This is a genomic window from Candidatus Rokuibacteriota bacterium (genome assembly GCA_016188005.1).
Taxonomy (GTDB): Bacteria; Methylomirabilota; Methylomirabilia; order Rokubacteriales; family CSP1-6; genus UBA12499.
Genome location: JACPIQ010000075.1, coordinates 113,676 through 135,338, shown reverse-complemented (window position 1 = coordinate 135,338; position 21,663 = coordinate 113,676). Strand labels below are relative to the sequence as shown.

General features: G+C 69.0%; 20 protein-coding genes. 8 read left to right on the top strand and 12 right to left on the bottom strand.

Going from position 1 to position 21,663, the window contains the following annotated elements:
- The 9 genes from HYV93_15255 to mazG form a co-directional block, all read right to left on the bottom strand.
- Positions 1-92 (bottom strand): prepilin-type N-terminal cleavage/methylation domain-containing protein (locus tag HYV93_15255; protein MBI2527330.1); only part of this gene is annotated, 92 nt, incomplete at its 3' end.
- 225 nt (positions 93-317) lie between these two features.
- Positions 318-722, bottom strand: a complete 405-nt coding sequence (locus tag HYV93_15250) for a prepilin-type N-terminal cleavage/methylation domain-containing protein (GenBank protein ID MBI2527329.1) — start codon at positions 720-722, stop codon at positions 318-320.
- A gap of 276 nt (positions 723-998) precedes the next feature.
- Entirely contained in the window at positions 999-2,393 is a 1,395-nt protein-coding gene (locus HYV93_15245; GenBank protein MBI2527328.1) for a sigma-54-dependent Fis family transcriptional regulator, read from the bottom strand.
- Between the two features lie 100 nt (positions 2,394-2,493).
- Entirely contained in the window at positions 2,494-4,140 is a 1,647-nt protein-coding gene (locus tag HYV93_15240; protein ID MBI2527327.1) for a PAS domain S-box protein, read from the bottom strand.
- Between the two features lie 10 nt (positions 4,141-4,150).
- Positions 4,151-5,350 carry a type II secretion system F family protein gene (locus HYV93_15235; GenBank protein ID MBI2527326.1) on the bottom strand — a complete coding sequence of 400 codons (1,200 nt, stop codon included), beginning with the start codon at positions 5,348-5,350 and terminating at the stop codon, positions 4,151-4,153.
- Between the two features lie 12 nt (positions 5,351-5,362).
- A complete protein-coding gene (locus HYV93_15230) occupies positions 5,363-6,490 on the bottom strand; it encodes a type IV pilus twitching motility protein PilT (GenBank protein MBI2527325.1) in 1,128 nt (375 codons plus the stop codon).
- 36 nt (positions 6,491-6,526) lie between these two features.
- Complete coding sequence (gene pilB, locus HYV93_15225) at positions 6,527-8,263, bottom strand: type IV-A pilus assembly ATPase PilB (protein MBI2527324.1); 1,737 nt, start codon at positions 8,261-8,263, stop codon at positions 6,527-6,529.
- Positions 8,264-8,296: 33 nt separating this feature from the next.
- Positions 8,297-8,833: a macro domain-containing protein gene (locus HYV93_15220; protein MBI2527323.1), complete on the bottom strand. Its 537-nt coding sequence runs from the start codon at positions 8,831-8,833 to the stop codon at positions 8,297-8,299.
- Positions 8,830-9,654: a nucleoside triphosphate pyrophosphohydrolase gene (gene mazG / locus HYV93_15215; GenBank protein ID MBI2527322.1), complete on the bottom strand. Its 825-nt coding sequence runs from the start codon at positions 9,652-9,654 to the stop codon at positions 8,830-8,832. The genes HYV93_15220 and mazG overlap by 4 nt, the downstream gene beginning before the upstream one ends.
- Positions 9,655-9,829: 175 nt before the next feature.
- Between mazG and HYV93_15210 the strand changes: the two genes are divergently transcribed.
- Positions 9,830-10,264 carry a DUF1844 domain-containing protein gene (locus HYV93_15210; GenBank protein MBI2527321.1) on the top strand — a complete coding sequence of 145 codons (435 nt, stop codon included), beginning with the start codon at positions 9,830-9,832 and terminating at the stop codon, positions 10,262-10,264.
- A gap of 18 nt (positions 10,265-10,282) precedes the next feature.
- On the opposite strand, the gene HYV93_15205 is transcribed toward HYV93_15210, so the two are convergent.
- Positions 10,283-10,933 carry a hypothetical protein gene (locus tag HYV93_15205; GenBank protein MBI2527320.1) on the bottom strand — a complete coding sequence of 217 codons (651 nt, stop codon included), beginning with the start codon at positions 10,931-10,933 and terminating at the stop codon, positions 10,283-10,285.
- A 255-nt stretch (positions 10,934-11,188) separates the two neighbouring features.
- Between HYV93_15205 and dnaK the strand changes: the two genes are divergently transcribed.
- The 5 genes from dnaK to HYV93_15180 all read left to right on the top strand — a co-directional run bounded on the left by dnaK (position 11,189) and on the right by HYV93_15180 (position 17,842).
- Positions 11,189-13,102 carry a molecular chaperone DnaK gene (gene dnaK, locus HYV93_15200; GenBank protein MBI2527319.1) on the top strand — a complete coding sequence of 638 codons (1,914 nt, stop codon included), beginning with the start codon at positions 11,189-11,191 and terminating at the stop codon, positions 13,100-13,102.
- Between the two features lie 102 nt (positions 13,103-13,204).
- Entirely contained in the window at positions 13,205-14,218 is a 1,014-nt protein-coding gene (locus tag HYV93_15195; protein ID MBI2527318.1) for a DnaJ domain-containing protein, read from the top strand.
- Positions 14,215-14,601: a MerR family transcriptional regulator gene (locus HYV93_15190; GenBank protein ID MBI2527317.1), complete on the top strand. Its 387-nt coding sequence runs from the start codon at positions 14,215-14,217 to the stop codon at positions 14,599-14,601. The genes HYV93_15195 and HYV93_15190 overlap by 4 nt, the downstream gene beginning before the upstream one ends.
- Positions 14,602-14,639: 38 nt before the next feature.
- Positions 14,640-17,069 carry an endopeptidase La gene (lon, locus tag HYV93_15185; protein ID MBI2527316.1) on the top strand — a complete coding sequence of 810 codons (2,430 nt, stop codon included), beginning with the start codon at positions 14,640-14,642 and terminating at the stop codon, positions 17,067-17,069.
- A gap of 116 nt (positions 17,070-17,185) precedes the next feature.
- Complete coding sequence (locus HYV93_15180; GenBank protein ID MBI2527315.1) at positions 17,186-17,842, top strand: lytic transglycosylase domain-containing protein; 657 nt, start codon at positions 17,186-17,188, stop codon at positions 17,840-17,842.
- Positions 17,843-17,935: 93 nt separating this feature from the next.
- On the opposite strand, the gene HYV93_15175 is transcribed toward HYV93_15180, so the two are convergent.
- On the bottom strand, positions 17,936-18,367 hold the full coding sequence (locus HYV93_15175) for a hypothetical protein (GenBank protein MBI2527314.1): 432 nt from the start codon (positions 18,365-18,367) through the stop codon (positions 17,936-17,938).
- Entirely contained in the window at positions 18,367-18,945 is a 579-nt protein-coding gene (locus HYV93_15170; GenBank protein ID MBI2527313.1) for a hydrolase, read from the bottom strand. Before HYV93_15170 ends, HYV93_15175 begins: the two co-directional genes overlap by 1 nt.
- 302 nt (positions 18,946-19,247) lie before the next feature.
- Between HYV93_15170 and cas6 the strand changes: the two genes are divergently transcribed.
- The gene (gene cas6, locus HYV93_15165; protein ID MBI2527312.1) at positions 19,248-20,219 is read left to right on the top strand and encodes a CRISPR system precrRNA processing endoribonuclease RAMP protein Cas6; all 972 of its coding nucleotides are present in this window, start codon (positions 19,248-19,250) and stop codon (positions 20,217-20,219) included.
- The gene (locus HYV93_15160; GenBank protein ID MBI2527311.1) at positions 20,216-21,574 is read left to right on the top strand and encodes an SEC-C domain-containing protein; all 1,359 of its coding nucleotides are present in this window, start codon (positions 20,216-20,218) and stop codon (positions 21,572-21,574) included. Before cas6 ends, HYV93_15160 begins: the two co-directional genes overlap by 4 nt.
- Positions 21,575-21,663 lie beyond the last annotated feature (89 nt).

The following is a 21,663-nucleotide window of genomic DNA, read 5'->3' as shown; positions in this document are numbered from 1 at the left end:
CCGATGATGGCGACGACGATCATGAGCTCGATGAGGGTGAAGCCGCGCTGCCCCCCAAGGGCTTTCCGTCTCTTGTGCCAGAAGCTCAGCATGGTTGGAGTCTCCCTGTGGTGTGAGGTGAAAGACCGGGAGTACGTGTAGGAGAAACGTCCGGCACGGCAGTCGACGAGATCCCATTCACCGGGAGCTTCGAACGACACGCATTGAAGAACATCATCGACGACCTCCGAACTCGGCTACCACGTGCGGACGCTGGGGACCCGGGCGAGGGAGGACACGGGCCCTCTCCCCGCCCGGGCCACGCCATCGGACTTCCGTTACGGCAAGCTGACGGTGGTGCTGTCGCCGCTCGCCGAGATGGTGAAGGTTCCCGAGGCGGTGGAGCTATAGGCGTAGGCGCTCCAGCCCGCCGGTGCGGCCGGCGTGGACGGCATGAACGGACCCGCGGATTGGCCGAGGCTGTTGGTGGCCACCGAGTTCACGTCGGCGAGGGCGGCCGGGAGCGAGCCCATGTGGGCCGAGTACATGCTCACGGCGGAGGCGAGGGTGCGGGCATCGGCCTGGGCCTTGGCGATTCGCGCCCGCGCCTGGATATTGGCGTAGAGCGGGATGGCGATGGCGGCGAGAATGCCGATGATGGCGACGACGATCATGAGCTCGATGAGCGTGAAGCCGCGCTGCCCCCCAAGGGCTTTCCGTTTCTTGTGCCAGAAGCTGAACATGGTCTTGTGGACCCCCTTTTTTGTATTTGGGCCGACCCGAGCACCCGAGAATGGAGGCCGGCTGACCATGAACGATGCAGGGAAAGTGCCACGCGGCGGCAGGCCAAGAAGCGTCCGTCTGCTGACAGTCGTGCCGAATTTCCCAAGCTTGACGAGCGTGTCGTGGGGAGCAAGCTTCGGAGTTTCAAGCACTCCTTCGTGGAGTGGGAATCCGGAGGGACACAGGGAAACCGAGTTCCCGGGTGACGTGACCTGTAACCCGGGAGCCGAAGAATGTCACTCCTCGACGGCTGTCCCCCGCCGGGCCATATTGTGTTTCTGGAGCTTGTAGCGGAACTGGCGGAAAGTCATCCGGAGCAGCTCGGCAGCCTTGGTCTGGACGCCCCCGCTCCGATCCAGGGCCCGCTGGAGGTAGCGGCCCTCGAGGGCATCGAGCGTCGCCTCGAGGTCCATGCCGTCCTCGGGCAGGTCCACCTCGAGCGCTTTCATCGGGCGCTCCCGCCTTACCGACTCGGGCAGGGCGTCGGCGCCGAGCACCTCACCGCCGCCGAGCACGATGGCCCGCTCGAGCACGTTCTCGAGCTCCCGGATATTGCCCGGCCAGTGATACCGCTCCAGGATGGCCAGGGCCTCGGGCGTCACGCCGCGGACGTCCTTGTTCAGCTGGCGCCCGAACTTCTGGAGGAAGTGAGCGACCAGAAGCGCGATGTCCTCGCGCCGCTCGCGCAGCGGCGGGAGGTGGATCGGGATGACGTTCAGCCGGTAGAAGAGGTCCTCCCGGAGCACGCCCTCGCTCACGGCCTGCTCCAGCTCGCGGTTCGAGGCGGCGATGAGGCGCACGTCCACCCTGAGGTCTCGGGTATCCCCGACGCGCCGGACCTCGCGCTCCTGGATCGCCCGCAGGAGCTTCACCTGCAGCAGGGTCGGGATCTCGGTGATCTCGTCCAGGAAGAGCGTGCCGGCCTCGGCCGCGGAGAAGAGCCCCACCTTGTTGGCGACGGCGCCGGTGAAGGCCCCCTTGACGTGACCAAACAGCTCCGACTCCATGAGGGCCTCGGGGATCGCGCCGCAGTTCACGGAGACGAACGGCTTGCTGCGGCGCTGGCTGTTGAAGTGGATGGCCCGCGCCACCAGCTCCTTGCCCGTGCCGCTCTCGCCCGACACCATGACGGTCGAGGGGCTGTCGGCGATCTTGCGGATGGTGTCGAAGATCTCCGCCATGCGGGCGCTCTTGCCGACGATGTTGTCGAAGCGGTGCTGGGTCTCGAGCTGCTTGCGGAGGTAGAGGTTCTCGTCGCGGAGGCGCTTGCGCTCCAGCGCCCGCCGGATGATCACGTGGATCTCGTCGAGCTTGAACGGCTTCGTGATGTAGTCGTAGGCTCCGAGCTTCATGGCCTCGACGGCGGTCTCCGTGGAGCCGACGGCCGTGATCACGATCACGACGGTCTCGGGGGTGTGCTCCTTCGCGGCCCGGAGGACCTGGAGTCCATCGGCGTTGGGCATGCGCAGGTCGGTGATGATGACGTCGAACCCATCGCGCCGCACGGCCTGGATGGCGACCTCACCGTCCTCGGCGACGCTGACCTCGTAGCCCTGCCGCTCCAGGGTGATGGCGAGGAGCTCACGCATGCTCTTCTCGTCGTCCACCACCAGCACTCGCGGTTCGGTCATGGGATCGTCCTCGGTCCGGGGCGGCGGCGGGGTCTCCCCGCGGTCGCGCTCCGGCTGCGGCACTACACTAGCACGGCGGCCCGCCCCGCCCGCGCTTCCCCTACCCCCGCCCCTCGACGGCCGGCAGGCTCAGCGTGAAGGTCGTGCCGGTCCCCGGCCAGCTGCGCACGTCGATGCTGCCGCCGTGGTCCTGCACGATGCGATAGACCAGCGCCAGCCCCAGACCGCTGCCCTGGGTCTTCGTCGAGTAGAAGGGCTCGAAGATGTGGGGCAGGTCGGTCTCGGAGATCCCGCGGCCGCTGTCGGCCACCCAGAGGGACAGCTCCGGCGCGCCGCGGGCACTCGGCTGCCGCCGGCCCCCGACCCGCAGCTCGCCGCCCTGGGGCATGGACTGGACGGCGTTGATGCACAGGTTCCAGATGGCCTGGCGGAGCTGCTGCGGATCGGCCCGGGTCCAGAGGCTGTCGCCGAACTCGCGGATCACCGTGAGCTCCGCAGGGACGGGCCGGTGCTGGAGCAGCACGAGCACCTCGTCGAGCACCCGCGTCACGTCGACGTCGAGGAGGGTGAGCGGCGCCGGCCGCGCGTACTCGAGGAATTCGGAGATGAGCCGGTTGAGGCGCTCCGACTCGCGCAGCACGATGTCCACGAGCCGGTTGCGCGTCGTGTCCGGCGGGAGCTCGCGGGCCAGCACCTCGATGGCTCCCGACACCGAGGCCAGCGGGTTGCGGATCTCGTGGGCGAGGTTCGCCGACAGCCGCCCCACCGTGGCGAGCCGGTCGGCCTGGCGCACCCGGTCCTCCATCTGCTTGATGGAGGAGAGGTCCTGGCACACGCCGATGAGCCCCACCGCGCTGCCTTCGCCGGACTTGAGGAGCCAGAAGGAGATGCCCACCGGGACGGCGCGCCCGTCGCGCCGGCGGAGCTGGATCTCGTGCCGCTGCGACCGGCCGTCCGCGTCCGCCACGGCGGCCCGAACCGTCTCCAGGTCCACCGCACGGCCGAAGACGGACTCCCACGGCTGGCCGAGCGCCTGCACCGCTTCGACGCCCGTGATGGCCTCGGCGGCCCGGTTGAAGGCCGTGATGCGATGATCGGAGTCGACGGCGATGAGGCCCGTCCCCACGGACTGGAAGATCTGGTCGCGGAACGCCTGGACGTCCGAGAGATGGCGCTGCTGGGCTTCCAGATCCCGCTGGACCAGGCGATACCGCTCGGCGAGCGACCCGGCGACGATGGCGCTGATCATCAGGACACCCGCGTTCATGAAGACCGTGAGGACTTCCAGCGCCGTGGTCTCCGTGGGCTCCATGAGGTCGAACAGAGGCAGGATCGTTCTGCCGACCACGAGGCCGATGTAAAGGAGGCTCGACAGGCCTGCCACGACCATGCCCCCCACCCGCGAGAGGAGGAAACATCCCTCCATGACGACCAGCACGTAGATGAAGGTGAACAAGGAACGGGGGCCGCCACTGGTGGCCACGATGGCGGTCACCAGGACCACGTCGAGCGAGAGCTGGAGCCACGCGAAGCGACGGGGATCGGGGACCCGGAGCGGCCCCAGGAGCAACGGCAGGGAGGTGAGCGCACTCCCTCCCGCGGCCAGCAGGAAGAGCGGGAAGTGGAACGGCAGGGCGTCGGCGTAGCGGAGCGCGATCCCCGCTCCGAGCACCAGCACGGCCATCGCGAGCCGCACCCAGCCGAGCCCCTGGAGGGAAGGCCGGAGCAGCCTTGCTGGCGGAGCCACGGCGCCGGCGCTACTTGATCAGCGTGACCAGGCGGAAGATCGGCAAGTACATCGCCACGACCAGGCCGCCGATGATCACACCCAGGATGACGATCATGAGCGGCTCCAGGAGGGCTGTCAGGGCGCCGACCGCCGTGTCCACCTCGTCATCGTAGAAATCGGCGATCTTGTTCAGCATCGCATCCAGCGCGCCGGTCTGCTCTCCCACGGCGATCATCTGCGTCACCATGGGCGGGAAGACGCCGGAAGCCTTGAGTGGCTCGGCCAGGGTCTTCCCGGCGGTCACCGCGGCGCGGCACTGCATCACCGCCTTCTCCACCACCTTGTTCCCGGCGGTCCGGGCGGTGATACGCAGCCCCTCGAGGATGGGCACGCCCGAGGAGACGAGGGTGCCGAAGGTGCGCGTGAAGCGCGCAACCGCCACCTTCCGGATCAGCGTGCCAAAGACCGGCAGCTTGAGCAGGAGCGCGTCGATCGTCGACTTGCCGTTCTCGGTCCTGTAGTACCGCCGCAGCAGGTACACCGCGCCCATCACCCCGAGGATGATGAAGATGATGTACCCGCGCACGAAGTCCGACATCCAGAGGACGATCTGCGTGGGCAGCGGCAGGTCCGCCCCGAGGTTCTTGAACATGGTGGCGAAGGTCGGGATCACGAAGGTCAGCATGAAGATGACGATCAGGAATGCCACGCCGATGATCGTGGAGGGATACACCATGGCCGCCTTGACCTTCCGCTTCAGGGCGGCGGCCTTCTCGATGTAGACGGAGAGGCGCTGGAGCACCACGTCGAGGATCCCGCCCGCCTCGCCCACCTGGACCAGGTTGGTGAAGAGGTCGTCGAAGATCCGGGGGTGGCGCCGCAGTGACTCGGCCAGGGTGGCGCCGGCTTCCACCTGTCGGGCCACGTTGGCGGTCACGGCCCGCAGGGTCTTGGACTCGCTCTGGTCGGCCAGGATGTTCAGGCACTGCACCAGAGGCAGCCCGGCGTCGATCATGGTGGAGAACTGCCGGGTGAAGATGGCCATCTCCCGGTCGTTGACCTTGCCCCCCAGCTTGACGACCGTCTTGCCGCCCGCCTTCTCCTCGATCTTGGTCACCAGGATGGCGCGATTCCTGAGCTCGCCCACGGCGGCCATCCGGTCCGGGGCTTCGACCTCGCCGGTGGTGAGCCCGCTGGCCCCGCGTCCCCGGTAGCTGAATACCGGCATGTGGTCTTCTCCTCAGCGCCGGCCGAAGGGGGAGCCGCTTCCGCCCCCCGCCGCGGCCGCCGGCGCGGTCATGCCGCTGCTCTTCAAGAACTGATCCAGCTCCTCGGGCATCGTGCTCCGGTTCAGCGCCTCTTCCCGGGTGATGCGCCGTTTCTGCACGAGCTCCGCGAGGGACTGGTTCATCGTCTGCATGCCGAACTTCTGTCCCGCCTGCATGGCCGAGTAGATCTGATGGATCTTCTCCTCCCGGATCAGGTTGCGGACGGCGGGGGTGGTGACCATGATCTCGAGCGCCATGGCGCGGCCGCGCCCGTCGGCCGTGGGGATGAGCTGCTGGGAGAGCACCCCCTCCAGCACCAGGGAGAGCTGGGCGCGGACCTGACCTTGCTGGCTCGTGGGGAAGACGTCGATGATGCGGTTCATGGTCTGGGCGCAGGAGTTGGTGTGCAGGGTGCCCAGCGTCAGGTGGCCCGTCTCGGCGATGGTGAGGGCGGCGGCGATGGTCTCGAGGTCGCGCATCTCGCCGACGAGCACGACGTCCGGGTCCTGGCGCAGGATGGATTTCAGCGCGTTCTTGAACGACTGGGTGTCCGAGAACACCTCGCGCTGGTTCACCAGGCACTTCTTGTGCTGGTGGACGAACTCGATGGGGTCCTCGATGGTCATGATGTGCTCGCTGCGCTCGGAGTTGATCTTGTCCACCATGGCGGCGAGGGTCGTGGATTTGCCCGAGCCCGTGGGGCCCGTGACCAGGATCAGGCCCTTGGGCCGATCCGACAGCTGCTCGACGATGGGCGGCAGCGCGAGATCCGAGAACGTCCGGATCTTGAAGGGGATGACGCGGAGGGCCGCCGCGACGGCGCCGCGCTGCCGGTAGACGTTGCACCGGAAGCGCGCCAGCCCCTGGATTCCGAAGGAGAGATCCAGCTCGTTCTCCTCCTCGAACTTCTGCTTCTGTCCCTCGTTGAGGACGCTGTAGGCCAGCCGCTGGGTGTCCTGCGGCATCAGCACCTCGAACTGGTTGAGCGAGGTGAGCTTGCCGTGCAGGCGGATCTGCGGGTAGGTGCCGGTCGTGATATGCAGATCCGACGCGCCCCGCTCGATCAGGATGGTGAGCAGATCGTGCATTGTCGCGGCCATTGGGTTACCTCGTGTCCGGCGTGGGCTCGGGCGGCATCATCCCAGCGTCACCCGGAGCACTTCCTCCAGGGTGGTCACCCCGTCGATCACCTTCTGCAGGGCGTTCTGCCGGAGCGTCTTCATGCCCTGCGTCAGGGCCAGCTGGAGGATCTCCGCGGTGGGCGCGTTTCGCAGGATCAGCTCCCGGAGCTCGTCGCCGATCGGCATGACCTCGTAGACGGCCACGCGCCCCTTCATGCCCGTGAAGCTGCACGTGTGACAGCCCTTGCCCTTGTAGAACTGCACCTTGCCGAGCCCCTGGGGCACGTGGCCGTAGGGCACCAGGCTCTCCTCGTCCGCCTCGTACGGCTGCTTGCAGTCCTTGCAGATCTTGCGCCCGAGGCGCTGAGCCAGGATCAGCGTCAGCGCCGAGGAGACGAGGAAGGGCGGAATCCCCATGTCGAGGAGCCGGGCAACGGTGCCGGGGCAGTCGTTGGTGTGCAGCGTGCTGAGAACGAGGTGACCCGTGAGGGCCGCGCGGATGCCGATCTGGGCCGTCTCCAGGTCGCGCGTCTCGCCGACGAGGATCACGTCGGGGTCCTGGCGCAGGAAGGAGCGCAGCGCGGCGCCGAACGTCCGCCCGATCCCCTCGTTGATCTGAACCTGGTTGACGCCCTTGAGGTTGTACTCCACCGGGTCCTCGGCCGTCATGATGTTGACGTCGGGAGAGTTGATCGTGTGGATGGCCGAGTAGAGGGTGGTGGTCTTGCCGGAGCCGGTGGGCCCCGTGATGAGGATCATCCCGTACGGCTGGTGGATCGCCTTGTTGAACTGCTCGAGGCTCCACGCGTCGAAGCCGAGCATGGTCAGGTCCAGCTGGAGCGACTCCTTGTCCAGGATGCGCAGGACGGTCTTCTCGCCGAAGATCGTGGGGAGCGTGGAGACGCGGAAGTCGATCTCGCGCTGGTTGTAGCGCAGCTTGATGCGTCCGTCCTGGGGGAGCCGCCGCTCGGCGATGTCCATGGTCGACATGATCTTGACGCGGGAGGTGAGCGCCGTCTCCAGGCGCTTGGGCGGGGTCATGATCTCGTGGAGCACGCCGTCCACGCGGAAGCGGACACGGAAGACCTTCTCGTACGGCTCGAGGTGGATGTCCGACGCCCCCCGCCGGATGGCGTCCACCAGGATCATGTTCACCAGCCGCACCACCGGAGCCTCGTCCGCCGACTCCTTCAGCTCGAAGATGTCGGCCTTCGCCCACGATTCCTCGTCGCCCTCGACGACCTCGACGTCGCCGGCTGTCCCCTCCATCTCCGAGATGACCTCGGCCATCCCCGAGCCCTGCGCCTCGTAGAGTCGGTCGAGGGCCTTGCGGATGGCGCCCTGGGCGGCGACGACCGGGATGACCTGGAGGTTGGTCATGAACCCCACGTCGTCCACCGCGAAGACGTTGGTCGGGTCCGCCATGGCCAGCGTCAGGGAATTGCCGGTGCGCTTGATCGGGAGCACCTCGTACTTCTTGGCGATCTGGGCCGGGACGAGCTTGAGCACGTCGGCGTCGATGTCGAGCTGCGAGAGCGTGATGGAGGGGATACCGTACTGCTTCGAGAGGAAGGCGACCAGCTGGTCTTCGGTGATGACGCTGTGGCGGATGAGGATCGAGCCGAGCTTCTCGTTGTTGCCCTTTTGCTCGACGAGGGCACGCTGGAGCTGCTCCTGGTTGATGAGACCTTCGCGAACCAGGAGGTCCCCGAGACGCCGGCTAACCGGTTGTCCGAGTTTCGGTTCCGCCATCACGTCCGGGCCCGCTCGAGGGGTCCGGTCCGGTTATTGTACTCCACCGGCCTTTTTCAGCACATCGGTAAAAGCCTTGAGGGCCTCGTCCTGGTACACGACGAACAGGATCTTCTGAAGCGTCGACTTGCCCCCCTTGAGGTGCTCCACGATGGCGGTCACCATGGCCTCGGCCGACTTGTCGGCCGGGACCCCACCGACCCCGCTGCCGAGGGCCGGGAAGGCGATGGAGGACAGCCGATGTTTCTCGGCGATCGTGAGACTCGACCGGGTTGCCGCGGCGATCTTCTCCGGGTCGGTCTTGAGATCGCTGCCCATGGTGGCGGCATGGATGACGTGCGTGGCCGCCAGGTTGCCGGCCCCGGTGAGCACGGCCTCTCCCACCTCGATGGGGCCCTGTCTCACCGCATCCTCCTCGATGACCGTGCCGCCCCTGCGCTTGATGGCTCCCGCGACGCCGGCGCCCATCCAGAGCTGGGAGTTGGCGGCATTGACGAGAGCGTCGACCTCGGCCTCGGTGATGTCGCCGCGGGCCACGGAGAGGGTGGTGGACCCGAGCTTGACCTTCATGGCGCGCTCCCGGAACCGGTCTCGCGTCCGGGCTCGCGGGACTTCACGCCCTCCCAGGCCTGGTCGAGCTCCCGTAGCGACGCCTCGCCCACCGTGCGGCCCGTGGCCCTCATCGCGGCCTCCACCTCCCTGAAGCGACGGGTGAACTTCTCGGCGGCCTGTCTCAGGCAGTCCTCGGCATCGACGTCGAGGAGCCGGGCCGCGTTGACGATGGAGAAGAGCAGGTCGCCGAGCTCCTCGCGGACCTGGCCGGCATTGCCCTGCGCGGCGGCGCGGTCCAGCTCCAGCACTTCCTCGCGCACCTTGGCCCATGCGCCCGACCAGTCGGGCCAGTCGAAGCCACTCCGTCCGGCCTTGACCTGCAGCCGCTGGGCTCTGAGCAGCGCCGGGAGACTGCGCGGGACGCCCTCCAGGGCCGAGCGGGGCTCCCCCTCGGGCCCGCGTTCCCCCCGCTTGATGCGCTCCCACTGGCTGAGCGCCTCCTTGGCATTGGACACGGCGCCGTCGCCGAAGACGTGCGGGTGCCGGCGGACCATCTTGTCACGAAGCCGCCCGAGCAGGTCGGCCATCGCGAACTCGCCCTGCTCGCTCGCCACCTGGCAGTGGAACACCACCTGAAAGAGCACGTCGCCGAGCTCCTCCATGATGTGGTCGGTGGAGCCCTCGTCGATGGCCTCCAGGGCCTCGTAGGCCTCCTCGATCAGGAAGGGTTTGAGGGACTCTCGCGTCTGCTCGCGGTCCCACGGGCAGCCGCCCTCGCCCCTGAGGCGAGCCATGACGGAGAGCAGGGAATCGAAAAGGGCGCCGGCGGAGTCAGCCATGGACGATCCTGGAGGTGAGCGGCATTATACACAACAGCGCCGGTTCCTTGTAAGGACTTCGGTGCACATGGTAGCTTCGGGCCGACGGTGCTCCACGCGCGCCCCTCTCCTCGGGAGGTCGCGGCTGGCGGCGCCGGAACGTCCCACACAGGCACAACCCCGGGAGAGCGATCGCATGGCCGACGACGAAGAGAGCTTCAAGGTCACGGACCGCCGGGGCCTGCAGCGCGAGTTCACGGAGAACCCGGTGCTGGCCCCAGCCCAGGCCCCAGCGCCCCCTTCACCACCCGGCGCCGCCGCCCCGTCATCGACTGGCCCCGCGGGCGCCGACCAGGCTCGGCAGCCTGCCGGGGAGAGTGATCTGAGCGGCCTGTTCATCATGTTCGCCAGCTCGGGGCTGATCGGTCTCGGAGCGGCCCCGGACCCGATGACCGGGCAGCCACGACTCGACTTGGAGCAGGCGCATGAGGCCATCGAGACCCTGCTGCTGCTCCGCACCAAGACCGAGGGCAATCGCACCGAGGAGGAGAGCCGGCTCCTCGAGGACATCCTGTACGACTTGCAGCTGCGATTCGTCCAGGCCAAACGAAGGGGTGGCCGACCCGCTTGAGGCCCCGGCGAGCTGGCCTCAGCGCGTGCTGATGACCGCTCGCCCGTCCTCGAGGGCGATGCCCTGGACGACCGCAGGCACCTGCCATCGCAGGAGCCTCCCCCCGGTGGACCCGAGCATGACTGGCAGCAGCCATGTTCCCACCGGCTGCTTCCCGAGAGCGAACTCGGCGAGGTCCACCTTTCCGTAGCTCCTGGTCGTGCCGGCCGATCCCGGCTCGAGCACGATCCGCCCCTTGACCGTCACCCACACCGGCCGCTCGAGTTTCTCGGCCGGTAGGTAGGGCAGGAGCTGGGTGAACGGGGCGCCCTGAAGGAGGTTCCGGAGCGCCGTCTGGCCCCTCACCTCGATGAAGCCACGGGTGAACTTGACGCTGAGGGGATTGAAGGGGAGGTCAGCCGCCTCTGCGAGGTGGTTCGCCAGAAAGGCATTGACCTCCTGCTCGGTGAGGACCACCGCGTCCTGACGGTGGGACCGCCCCGACTGCCTCAGGACGATCTCGTACAGCTTCTGCTGGGCCGAGAACCCGTCGGATCTCGTGAAACGGGTCAGCGAAACCTCCGGCGCCGCCGACATGTTTCCGGAAAGAAACACGAAGCCGGCCGCCGCAACGACGAGGACCAGGATGATCACAGTAAGGCTGAGGCAGCCAAAGCAGCCGATCCTCATGGATGGCACCTTACCAGCGGTGCGACGAATGTGTCAAAGTTCACTGCATTTTCAATCTCTTATTTATTCTCCTGGCTTGCTATTGACATTCTCACACTCATGAGATATATGTGAAACAGACTCAGGTTCTACTTCACAGTCAGCACCGACGTGCTTTGAGGGTCGCGGAGATGGCGGGCGATGGAGGTGGACTCCTTCCCAGCCGCTCTGTCCTACAAGGGACCTGCGCAACGATCAGAACAGGAGATATGAGACATGGCGAAGGTGATCGGCATTGACCTGGGAACGACCAACTCGGTGGTCTCCGTTGTGGAGGGTGGCGAAGCGACCGTCATCCCTAACCAGGAAGGCAGCCGCCTGACGCCCTCCGTGGCAGCCTTCACGAAGGAGGGGGAAACCCTCGTCGGTCAGGTGGCCAAGCGTCAGGCCATCACCAACCCCGAGAATACCGTGTTTTCCATCAAGCGCTTCATGGGACGGCACTACGACGAAGTGCTCCAGGAGATCAAGCTGGTTCCGTACAAGGTGATCAAGGCCCAGAACGGTGACGCCCGAGTGGAGATCCGGGGGAAGGTGTACTCGCCGCCCGAGATCTCGGCGCTGGTGCTCCGGAAGCTCAAGGAAGCGGCCGAGGCCTACCTGGGCGAGAAGGTCACCAAGGCCGTCATCACCGTTCCGGCCTACTTCAACGACAGCCAGCGGCAGGCCACGAAGGACGCCGGCGCCATCGCCGGGCTCGAGGTCCTCCGCATCGTGAACGAGCCGACGGCGGCGGCGCTCGCCTACGGCCTCGACAAGAAGAAGGACGAGACCATCGCCGTGTACGACCTGGGCGGCGGGACGTTCGACATCTCCATCCTCGAGATCGGCGAGGGCGTCGTCGAGGTCAAGGCGACCAACGGCGACACCCATCTGGGCGGGGACGACTTCGACCAGCGGATCATCGACTGGATCGCGGACGAGTTCAAGAAGGAGAACGCCATCGATCTGCGGAAGGACCGCATGGCGCTCCAGCGGCTCAAGGAGGCGGCGGAGAAGGCCAAGTGCGAGCTCAGCACAACGCTGCAGACCGAGGTCAACCTGCCGTTCGTCACGGCCGACGCCACGGGGCCGAAGCACCTCGTGCTCACGCTCACACGGGCGAAGCTCGAGTCGCTGGTGGCCGACCTGGTCGAGCGGAGCCTGGCGCCCTGCCGCGAGGCGATGCGTCAGGCGGGTGTGACGCCGGCCGACATCGACGAGGTGATCCTTGTCGGCGGTCAGACCCGGATGCCGAAGGTACAGGAGGAGGTCCGGTCCCTCTTCGGCAAGGAGCCAAACCGATCGGTGAACCCTGACGAGGTGGTGGCAGTGGGCGCCGCCATCCAGGCCGCGGTGCTCACGGGCGAGGTGAAGGACCTGCTCCTGCTGGACGTCACGCCACTGTCGCTGGGCATCGAGACGCTGGGTGGTGTGATGACCAGGCTCATCGAGGCCAACACGACGATCCCCACCAAGAAGAGCGAGGTGTTCACCACGGCGTCGGAGAGCCAGCCGTCCGTGGAGGTGCACGTCCTCCAGGGCGAGCGGCCCATGGCGCGGGACAACCGAACGCTCGGGCGCTTCCACCTGGACGGGATCCCCCCGGCGCCGCGCGGCGTGCCGCAGATCGAGGTGACGTTCGACGTCGACGCCAACGGCATCGTGAATGTCTCGGCCCGGGACAAGGCGACGGGAAAGCAGCAGAACATCACCATCACGGCCTCGTCCACGCTCACCAAGGACGAGATCGAGCGGATGAAGAAGGAGGCCGAGGCGAACGCGGCCGAGGACGCGCGACGCCGCGAGGAGATCGAGCTCAGGAACCAGACGGACTCGCTCGTGTACGGGACCGAGCGCACGCTGCGCGAGCACGCCGAGAAGATTCCGGCGGAGGACAAGCAGGCCATCGAGGGAGCGCTGGGGGAGGCCCGTGAGGCCCTCAAGGGCGACGACCTCCAGCGGATCAAGCGCGCCCAGGAGGCGCTGACCCGCGCCTCGCACAAGCTCGCAGAGGTGATGTACCGCGAGGCCCAGGCAGCTAGCCAGGGCGCCTCCGGCGGCAGTGCGCCCGGCGGTAGCCAGGAGGGCGGCGCGGCCACGGGCGATGTCATCGACGCCGAGTTCAAGGACCTCGGCGAGAAGAAGTAGCCGGGTGAGAGCGACCCGCGAAGCGTGAGGGAAGAAACGAGCCCGCGAATCCGTCGGCCACGGGCGGGCGCCAGCCCGGGTGCCCGTGCCGGGTGAGGAACCATGAGGGACTACTACGCGGTGCTGGGTATCAGCCTCGACGCCTCGCCGGTGCAGATCCGCCGGGCGTACCAGGGACTGGCGCGCCGCTACTCGCCCGACGTCAACCTGTGGGACCGGGAGGCCCAGGCGCTGTTCGAGGAGATCTCCGAGGCCTATCGGGTCCTGAGCGATCCCTCGGCGAGGATGCTCTATGACCGTCATGGGTCGGGGCGCGGACGGGCCGCGCGGGAGGGAGGCGCGGGGCAGTTGCGCCGGGGCGGACGGCGCGGGGAGGACTTGCATGTTCCGGTGGAGCTTGCCTTCCACCAGACGGTGACGGGACTCGCGGTTGATCTGGCCGTGGACCGGCTCTCGGCCTGCGAGGGCTGCGGTGCCACGGGGGCGAGGCCCGGGGCGCCGGCCTTGCGCTGCGGGCACTGCGGCGGCGCCGGGCTGGTGTGGGTGGGCGAGACGGCCGCACATGGCGAGCGCTGCCCGGCCTGCGAGGGGCTCGGGGAGCGCGTGACGGAGGCCTGTCCGGCCTGCCGGGGACGCGGGGCCAGCCGTGAGCGCGCGGTGGTGCCGGTCGCCATTCCGCCCGGCATGGACACGGGCGCTCAGCTGCGCGTCCCGGGCGAGGGCCACGCCGGTCCCTTCGGCGGCCCCCGCGGCGACCTCATCGTCATCACGCGGGTGCACGACGATCCCGTCTTCACCCGCAAGGGCGACAACCTTCACTGCGAGATCCCGCTGACCATCGTCGAGGCCGTCCTGGGCGCCCGGCTTCCCGTCCGCACGCTGCAGGGCGATGTGGATCTCGTGATCCCGCCGGGTACGCCGAGCGGCCAGGTCTTCCGCGTCCGGGGGCGTGGCATGCCCCGACTGGCGGCGGACGGGCGGGGAGACCTCTATGTCGCGGTACGGCTGGAGATCCCTCGCGGGCTCGATGCGCGCACCCAGGAGCTGTTCCGCGAGATCGGCCGGCTCCTGCCGCAGGCGCCCCGCGGGGAGCCCCGGGGGACGGCGCGGGCATGAGCGACAAGAGCAAGCCCCTCTACATGATCGGCGTGGTGGCCGAGATGCTCAAGCTCCACCCCCAGACGCTCCGCATGTACGAGAAGAAGGGCCTCATCCGGCCGAGCCGCACCGTGGGCAAGACGCGGATGTACTCCGCGGAGGACGTGGAGGACATCGCCCGGCTGATCCGGCTCACACGCGACCTGGGGGTGAATCTGGCGGGAGTGGAGATCATCTTAAAGATGCGGCGCCGGATGACCGCCATGCAGCAGCAGCTCGAGGAGCTGTCGCGGTACGTGCGGACGGACCTGGCGCAGTCGCGTGATCCGGAAGCGCGGGGGACGGGCGAGGCTCTCGTGCGGGCCGCCGCGAGTCACCTCTCGCCGCAGGAGCCGTTCTAGGACTAGGACGGGTCCCGGAAAGGAAAGGACTGAGGCGCATGGCTGAGACGACGGTCGGCAGTGGAGCCGCTGGAGAGCTGGGAGCGGGCGGCAGCGTTCCCGAGGTACTGTCGATCTTGCCGCTCCGCGACACGGTCCTCTTCCCGCAGGCGGTGACCCCCCTGGCGGCGGGGCGTGAGGCCTCGGTGCGCCTGATCGAGGAAGCCGCCCGCGGTGGCCGGCTCATCGGCGTGTTCGGGCAGCGAGATCCTTCCGTGGACGACCCCCAGCAGGCCGACCTGCACCGCGTCGGGACCGCGGCCACGGTCCTCAAGGTCCTCAAGCAGCCCGACGGCGTCGTGCGCCTGGTCGTCCAGGGGATCGCCCGGGTCCGGATCGTGGAGGTCGTGCAGACGCGCCCCTTCCTCAAGGCCCGCGTCGAGCCGGTGGAGGAGACGCTGCCGCCGGCCGGGGATCTCGAGACCGAGGCCCTCATGCGGAACGCGGTCACGCTCTTCCGTCAGACCGTCGAGCTCTCGCCGTTCCTTCCCGACGAGCTGGCGGGAGCGGTGCAGCATGTCGCCGAGCCGGGCCACATGGCGGACGTCATTGCCGCCGCGCTGCCCGGGCTCAGCACGCAGGTCAAGCAGGAGCTGCTGGAGACGGCGGCCGTGAAGGCGCGGCTCCAGCGGCTGGTGGCCTCCCTCACCAAGGAGGTCGAGGTCCTCACGCTCGGCTCCAAGATCCAGTCCCAGGTGGAGTCCGAGGTGGGGAAGACCCAGCGGGAGTACTACCTGCGCGAGCAGCTCAAGGCCATCCAGAAGGAGCTGGGCGAGAGCGACGAGCGCAGCCAGGAGATCGGCGAGCTGCGCGAGAAGATCGAGGCCGCCGGCATGACCGAGGAGGCCAGGAAGGAGGCGCTGCGCGAGCTGGACCGCCTGGCGAAGATGCCTCCGGCCGCCGCCGAGTACACCGTGGCGCGGACGTACCTCGAGTGGCTGGTCGCGCTGCCCTGGGCGAAAGAGACCCAGGATAACCTGGATCTGGCCGCCGCGCGTGCCATCCTGGACGAGGACCACTCGGGGCTCCACAAGGTGAAGGAGCGCATCCTCGAGTATCTGGCGGTCAAGGGGATGCGCCCCGCGGGCAAGGACCCCATCCTCTGCTTCGTGGGCCCCCCCGGCGTGGGCAAGACCTCCTTGGGGCGCTCCATCGCGCGGGCGCTCGGCCGGAAGTTCCACCGCATCTCGCTGGGCGGGATGCGCGACGAGGCGGAGATCCGCGGCCACCGGCGCACCTACATCGGCGCGCTGCCCGGCCAGATCATCCAGGGGCTGCGCCGCGCCGAGTCGCGGAACCCGGTGTTCATGCTCGACGAGATCGACAAGCTCGGGATGGACTTCCGGGGCGATCCGGCCTCGGCCCTCCTCGAGGTGCTCGACCCCGAGCAGAACGTGGCCTTCCGGGACCACTACGTCGACGTGGCCTTCGACCTGTCGAGAGCGCTGTTCATCACCACGGCGAATATCCTGGACACGGTGCCGCCCGCGCTGCGCGACCGGATGGAGGTCATCGAGATCGCCGGTTACACGGAGGAGGAGAAGGTTCACATCGCGCGGCAGCACCTGATTCCCAAGCAGACCGCCGACCACGGGCTGGCCGCGGGCGACCACATCCGGTGGACGGACGGGGCGCTGCGCCTGCTGATCCGCGGCTACACGCGGGAGGCCGGGCTGCGGAACCTGGAGCGCGAGATCGCGGCCATCACCCGCAAGGTCGCGAAGCGCCGGGTCGAGGGGCACGCCGAGGCCGTCGAGGTGACGGAGGCCCTCGTGGGCGAGCTGCTGGGCGCCCCCAGGTTCCTCTTCGAGGAGCTGGAGGAGCGCACGCGGGTGCCCGGCGTGGCCGTGGGCCTGGCCTGGACGGCGGCCGGCGGCGATATCCTCTTCATCGAGGCGACGCGCATGCGGGGCGGCAAGACGCTGGCGCTCACGGGGCAGCTGGGGGAGGTGATGAAGGAGTCCGCGCAGGCCGCGCTCTCCTGGGTCCGCTCCCACGCCACCGAGGTCGGCATCCGGCCGGACTTCTGGGAGCACACGGACCTCCACGTCCACATCCCGGCCGGGGCGATCCCCAAGGACGGACCCTCGGCCGGCGTGACCATGCTCACCGCGCTGGTGTCGTTGCTCACCCGGCGTCCGCTGCGGCCCAACCTGGCCATGACCGGGGAGGTGACGCTGTCCGGGCGCGTGCTGCCGGTGGGGGGGATCAAGGAGAAGGTGCTGGCCGCGCGGCGGGCGGGGGTCAAGACCGTGATCCTGCCCGGCCGCAACGAGAAGAACCTCGTGGAGGACGTGCCGCAGGAGGCGCGGGAGGGGATGACCTTCCACCTGGTGGACTCCGTGGACCAGGTGCTGGACCTGGCGCTGGAATCGGCTCGGGTCCCGGCCGAGCCCGTCCACACTGGGGTGCTCGCCTCCAGCAACTGACCGGCAACCTGCTGCGGCACAAGGCGAAATCGATCGCCCGCGACGGGAGCCTCTTTTCTGGTTGCCTGGGGGGCAGCGGCTTCGCTATCTATGGAGGCGCGGTGCTCCCCTCACTCCTGGGACCTCTGCTCATCGGCCTGACGGCAGTGGCGTTGCCGTCCGTCTCGGCGGCCGCGTCGTACCGGCTCACCGATCCGGACGGCGTGACCCATTTCACCAATGCGCCCACGGACCCCCGCTACCGCCGCATCCCGGGCATGTCCGGGACCCTGACCGGCTGGCTCAGGCTCCCCGAGGGGGCGACGGGAAAGTACGCGCGGGACATCCGCGAGATCTCGGCGCGCTACGGTCTGAGCCCGGGACTGGTGGAATCGGTCATCCGCGTGGAGTCCGCTTTCAATCCCTGGGCCGTGTCTCGCAAAGGGGCGCGGGGGCTCATGCAGCTCATGCCGCAGACCGCCTCGTCGCTCGGCGTGCGTGATGCCTTCGATCCCCGGCAGAACATCGAGGGCGGCGTGCGTCATCTCCGTTACCTCGTGGACCGATACCCGGGGAACCTGCCGCTGGCCCTCGCGGCCTACAACGCAGGGGAGAACGCGGTGAGCCACTACCGCGGCATCCCGCCCTACCCCGAGACGCAGCAGTACGTGCGGAAGATCCTCGAGATCCACGGCGGTGGCGAGCCCGTCCAGGTCATCTACCGCTACGAGGATCCCGACGGGACGGTCACCTACACGAACATCCGCCCACCCGCAGGTCTCAGGCCGCGCTGAACCCCGGTCGTGCTCGAACCCCGATGGAGGAACGCATGCGGCCAGCGATCACCACGCCCCTCGCGGCTCGATAGGGAGGGCGGGCCCGCGGGCTCAGGGCGCCCGGCGCCAGACGAGGTCCAGGAAGCGGTCCAGCAACCCGTCCTTGACGAAGACCTCGACGGCCTCGCGCGTGGCCGGCTGGTCCATTCCCCAGAGCGCCACCCGCTTGCCGGCCTCCTGGTTCATCTGGATGAAGACCCGCTGGTCCCGCGTGAAGGCCACTGGCAGGTCCTCGTACATCTGGCCGGTGAAGGCGTTGGCGCCGGGCCCGCCGACGGCGATGGCCGGGAAGAGATCGGCCATCTCCTGGTTCAGCATCCACATGTCCGTGACCACCACCGCACTCCGGATCTCGGCCCCCTCGCCACGCGAGTCGATGAGGCGCTTGAGCTCGTAGGCGATGGGGCGGTCCTCCTCCTCGGCGAGGATACCGTAGCCCACCACGACGAGCACGGTAGAGCGGACGTCGAAGTAGCGCGGCATCAGCGGATCAGCCGGGCCAGCTCGCGGAACTCGTCCGTGTCGCCCTGACCGAGCAGCTGGAAGAGCACGGTCTCCGTGCTCGTCACGACCGCCCCCGCCTGGCGCAGCTGTTCCATGGCCAGCCGCCAGCTGGCCTGGGCGCGGGAGGTGACGGCGTCGGCGGCGACGTGGACGCCGTAACCCTCGGCGAGGAGATCCAGCGCCGACAGCAGCACGCACACGTGGGCCTCGATGCCTGCGACGAGGATCTGCCTCGTGCCTGCCGCCCGGAGACGCGCGCGCACGCCCTCCACGCCCGCGCAGGAGAAGGCGAGCTTGGGGATGGGCTCGACGCCGGCGCCCAGCGTCTCCCGGAGCTCCGGCAGCGTGTGGCCCAGCCCTTTCGGGTACTGCTCGGTCACGATCACGGGCAGCGCCAGGCGCCGCGCGGCCGTGGCGAGCACCTTGATATTGCGCATGACTTCCTCGCGGTGATCGGCGTCCATGGCGGGGAAGAGGCGCTCCTGCACGTCCACGACGAGGAGGGCCGTGCCCTCGCGGCCGATCCGCATCGGATGGGGGCTCTGCGCGCTGGTCATTGGACGGCCTCCCGGGGGAGAGGATCGGAGGCAGCGGTCGAGCCCCCGGTCCTGCGGGGCTGCGGACAGGCGCTCCGCCGCCATCGTCTCACATCCTGCCAGGTCTGCAACCGTGCGCGCCCCCGCCCCCGCCGCCGGCATTGACAGCGCGACGCGGCTGGGGACAAGATCGTCGCGCGTCAGGCCAGGGGGATCACGGCGCCTGTCAGCGGCGTCCGCGATGGTTCCTCGGGTGGGCGGGGAGGATCACGGACGATGTCATTGCACGCCCCGTGCTCGCTCAGGGCGACAGGGCGCTCCCGTTGAGCGCCTGCCTCGCGCTCGCGCGGTACCGCGTCACCCTCGTGGCCATCGAGCCCCTGGACCTTCCGGCCTATCTCGGCTCCACCCTGCGCGGCGCCTTCGGCCGCGCCTTCCGGCGCCTCTGCTGCCTGGGGCGGGACGGGGAAGAGTGCCCGGCGCCGGCCTTCTGCCCCTACCACCTGGTCTTCGAGACCTCTCCGCCGCCGGATGCCGACGCGCTCCGGACCCACGAGGAGATCCCGCGGCCCTTCGTCATCGCCCCGCCTCCATCCACCGCCGCAGCGTATCCCCGGGGAAGCCAGGTCGCCTTCGACCTGACGCTGGTGGGGCGCGCCCGGGAGTTCCTGCCCCACTTCGTGGTGACCCTGCGCGAGATGGACCGCATCGGGCGCGGTCGCCGGGCCGTCGCCCTCAGCCGGGTGGACGCCGTCAACCCGCTGACCGGGGCCAGCGAGGTCGTCCACTCCAGCGGGGAGAGCCTGGTCACGCCGCGGGAGGCGCCAGTCACGCTGTCCGACTGCAGCATGCTGCCCCATCCGGAGGGCCCGGTGCGGCTGACCTTCCTCACCCAGACGCGCCTCAAGCACGACGGGGCCTTCGCCCGGCGCCCCGACTTCCAGATCCTGTTCCGGCGCCTCCTGGGCCGGCTGTCCGCTCTCGCCCGCTTCCACGACGGCGGGCCGCTGGAGGTGGACTTCCGCGGCCTCATCGAAGTGGCCGGCGCGGTGCGGCTTGCCAGCGACGCGACGCGCTGGACGCGGTGGGCCCGGTACTCGGCCCGCCAGGGCCGGCGGATGGAGTGGGAGGGCCTCGTCGGGGAGGTGGTGTACGAGGGGGACCTGACCCCGTTCTGGCCCTATCTCGTCTTCGGCCAGTGGACCCACGTGGGCAGCGGCACCACCTTCGGCCTCGGCCGGTATCGCATCGAGCCGGACGGCGCTGGCAGTGCGGCCGCGGGCGGCCGGCCATGAGCCAGCCCGGCCGCAATGACCCGTGCCCCTGCGGCAGCGGCAAGAAGTACAAGAAGTGCTGCCTCCTGGCCGCGGGCGTCCCGGGCGGCGCCTACACCCAGGCCGAGCGCCGGAGCGCCCAGGTCGCGCTCGGGCGATTCGGCTGGCGCCAGGAGTTCGACGGAGACCGCGCGGCTGCGGAAGCGCGGTTCTGGGGCGCCGCCCTCGACCTCGTCCCCGAGGACGAGCGGCCCGGGGTGCTCGAGCAAGGCGCGGCCTTCTTCCAGGACTGGTTCACGACCGACTTCCGCCTGGCCAGCGGCCGCACGCTCGTCGAGCAGTTCCTCGAGCGGGAGGGCCGGGGGCTCAGGTCGGGCGAGCTGCGCTACCTGGAGCGCTCGCGCCTCACGCATCTCAGGCCCTACGAGGTCGTCGGCGTCAGGCGCGAGGAGGGATTCGACCTCCTCGACCTGTGGGCGGGCAAGCGCATCCAGGTGCAGGAGCGGCTCGCCACCCGTCAGGTGGTCCAGTGGGACGTGCTGGCGGCCCGTGTGATGCTCGGGCCGGATGGCGTCCCGCTGCTCGATGGCGTCCCGTACCTCTATCCCGCCCGCGCGAAGGACGCGATCATGAAGGAGCTCCGGAGCCTCCACAGGAGGTTCCGCCGCCGGGTCCGCGGGGACGACGTTGACTTCTTCAAGCGCTCCGGCCCCGTCTTCTTCCTGTGGTGGCTCGAGTACGTCGTCCTCGCCTCTCGCCTGGCATTTCGCACCGCCGAGGGCGACGAGATGGTCTTCGCCAGCGCCGTCTTCGACATCCGCGATCGCGAGGCCCTCGAGCGGGCCCTCGCGAGCCATCCGGACCTGGACCGCCACGACGACGGCAGCTATGCCTGGCACGAGCCCGGGGGCGGCGAGGAGTTCCGCCGCAGCCTCGGCTGGTTCATCCTCCGCGATGACCGTGTCGTGCTCGAGACCACCTCGCAGCAGCGCGCCGAGCGGGGCCGCGCCCTCCTCGAGGCCCTCTGCGGCGAGGCCGTGCGCCATCGCGCCACCAGCCTCGAGAGCGTCGAGCGGGCCCTGGAGCGCCGGCCAGCGAAGCCGCCGCGCGAGGCCGATCGAGTCCCGCCCGAGGTCGAGGCGGAGGTGCTCGGCGCCTACTACGACAAGCACTACCGCGACTGGGTGGACACGGCGCTGCCGGCCCTGGGCGGCCAGACCCCCCGCGAGGCCGCGGGGTCCAAGACCAGCCGGCCCCGGGTCATCGCGCTCCTCAAGGACATGGAGAGCCTGTCCGCCCGCGACCGTCTGGAGGGCCGCCCGGCCTACGACTTCGGCTGGATGTGGGCCGAGCTGGGCCTGGACCGCCCGGGCTGAGCCGGCCGAGACGTGACCTTCCCTGTCACAGGTCGGCGCGAGAGTGGTGAATACAGCGGGACCCCTGGCGATGCCGGGCGGCCGATGAG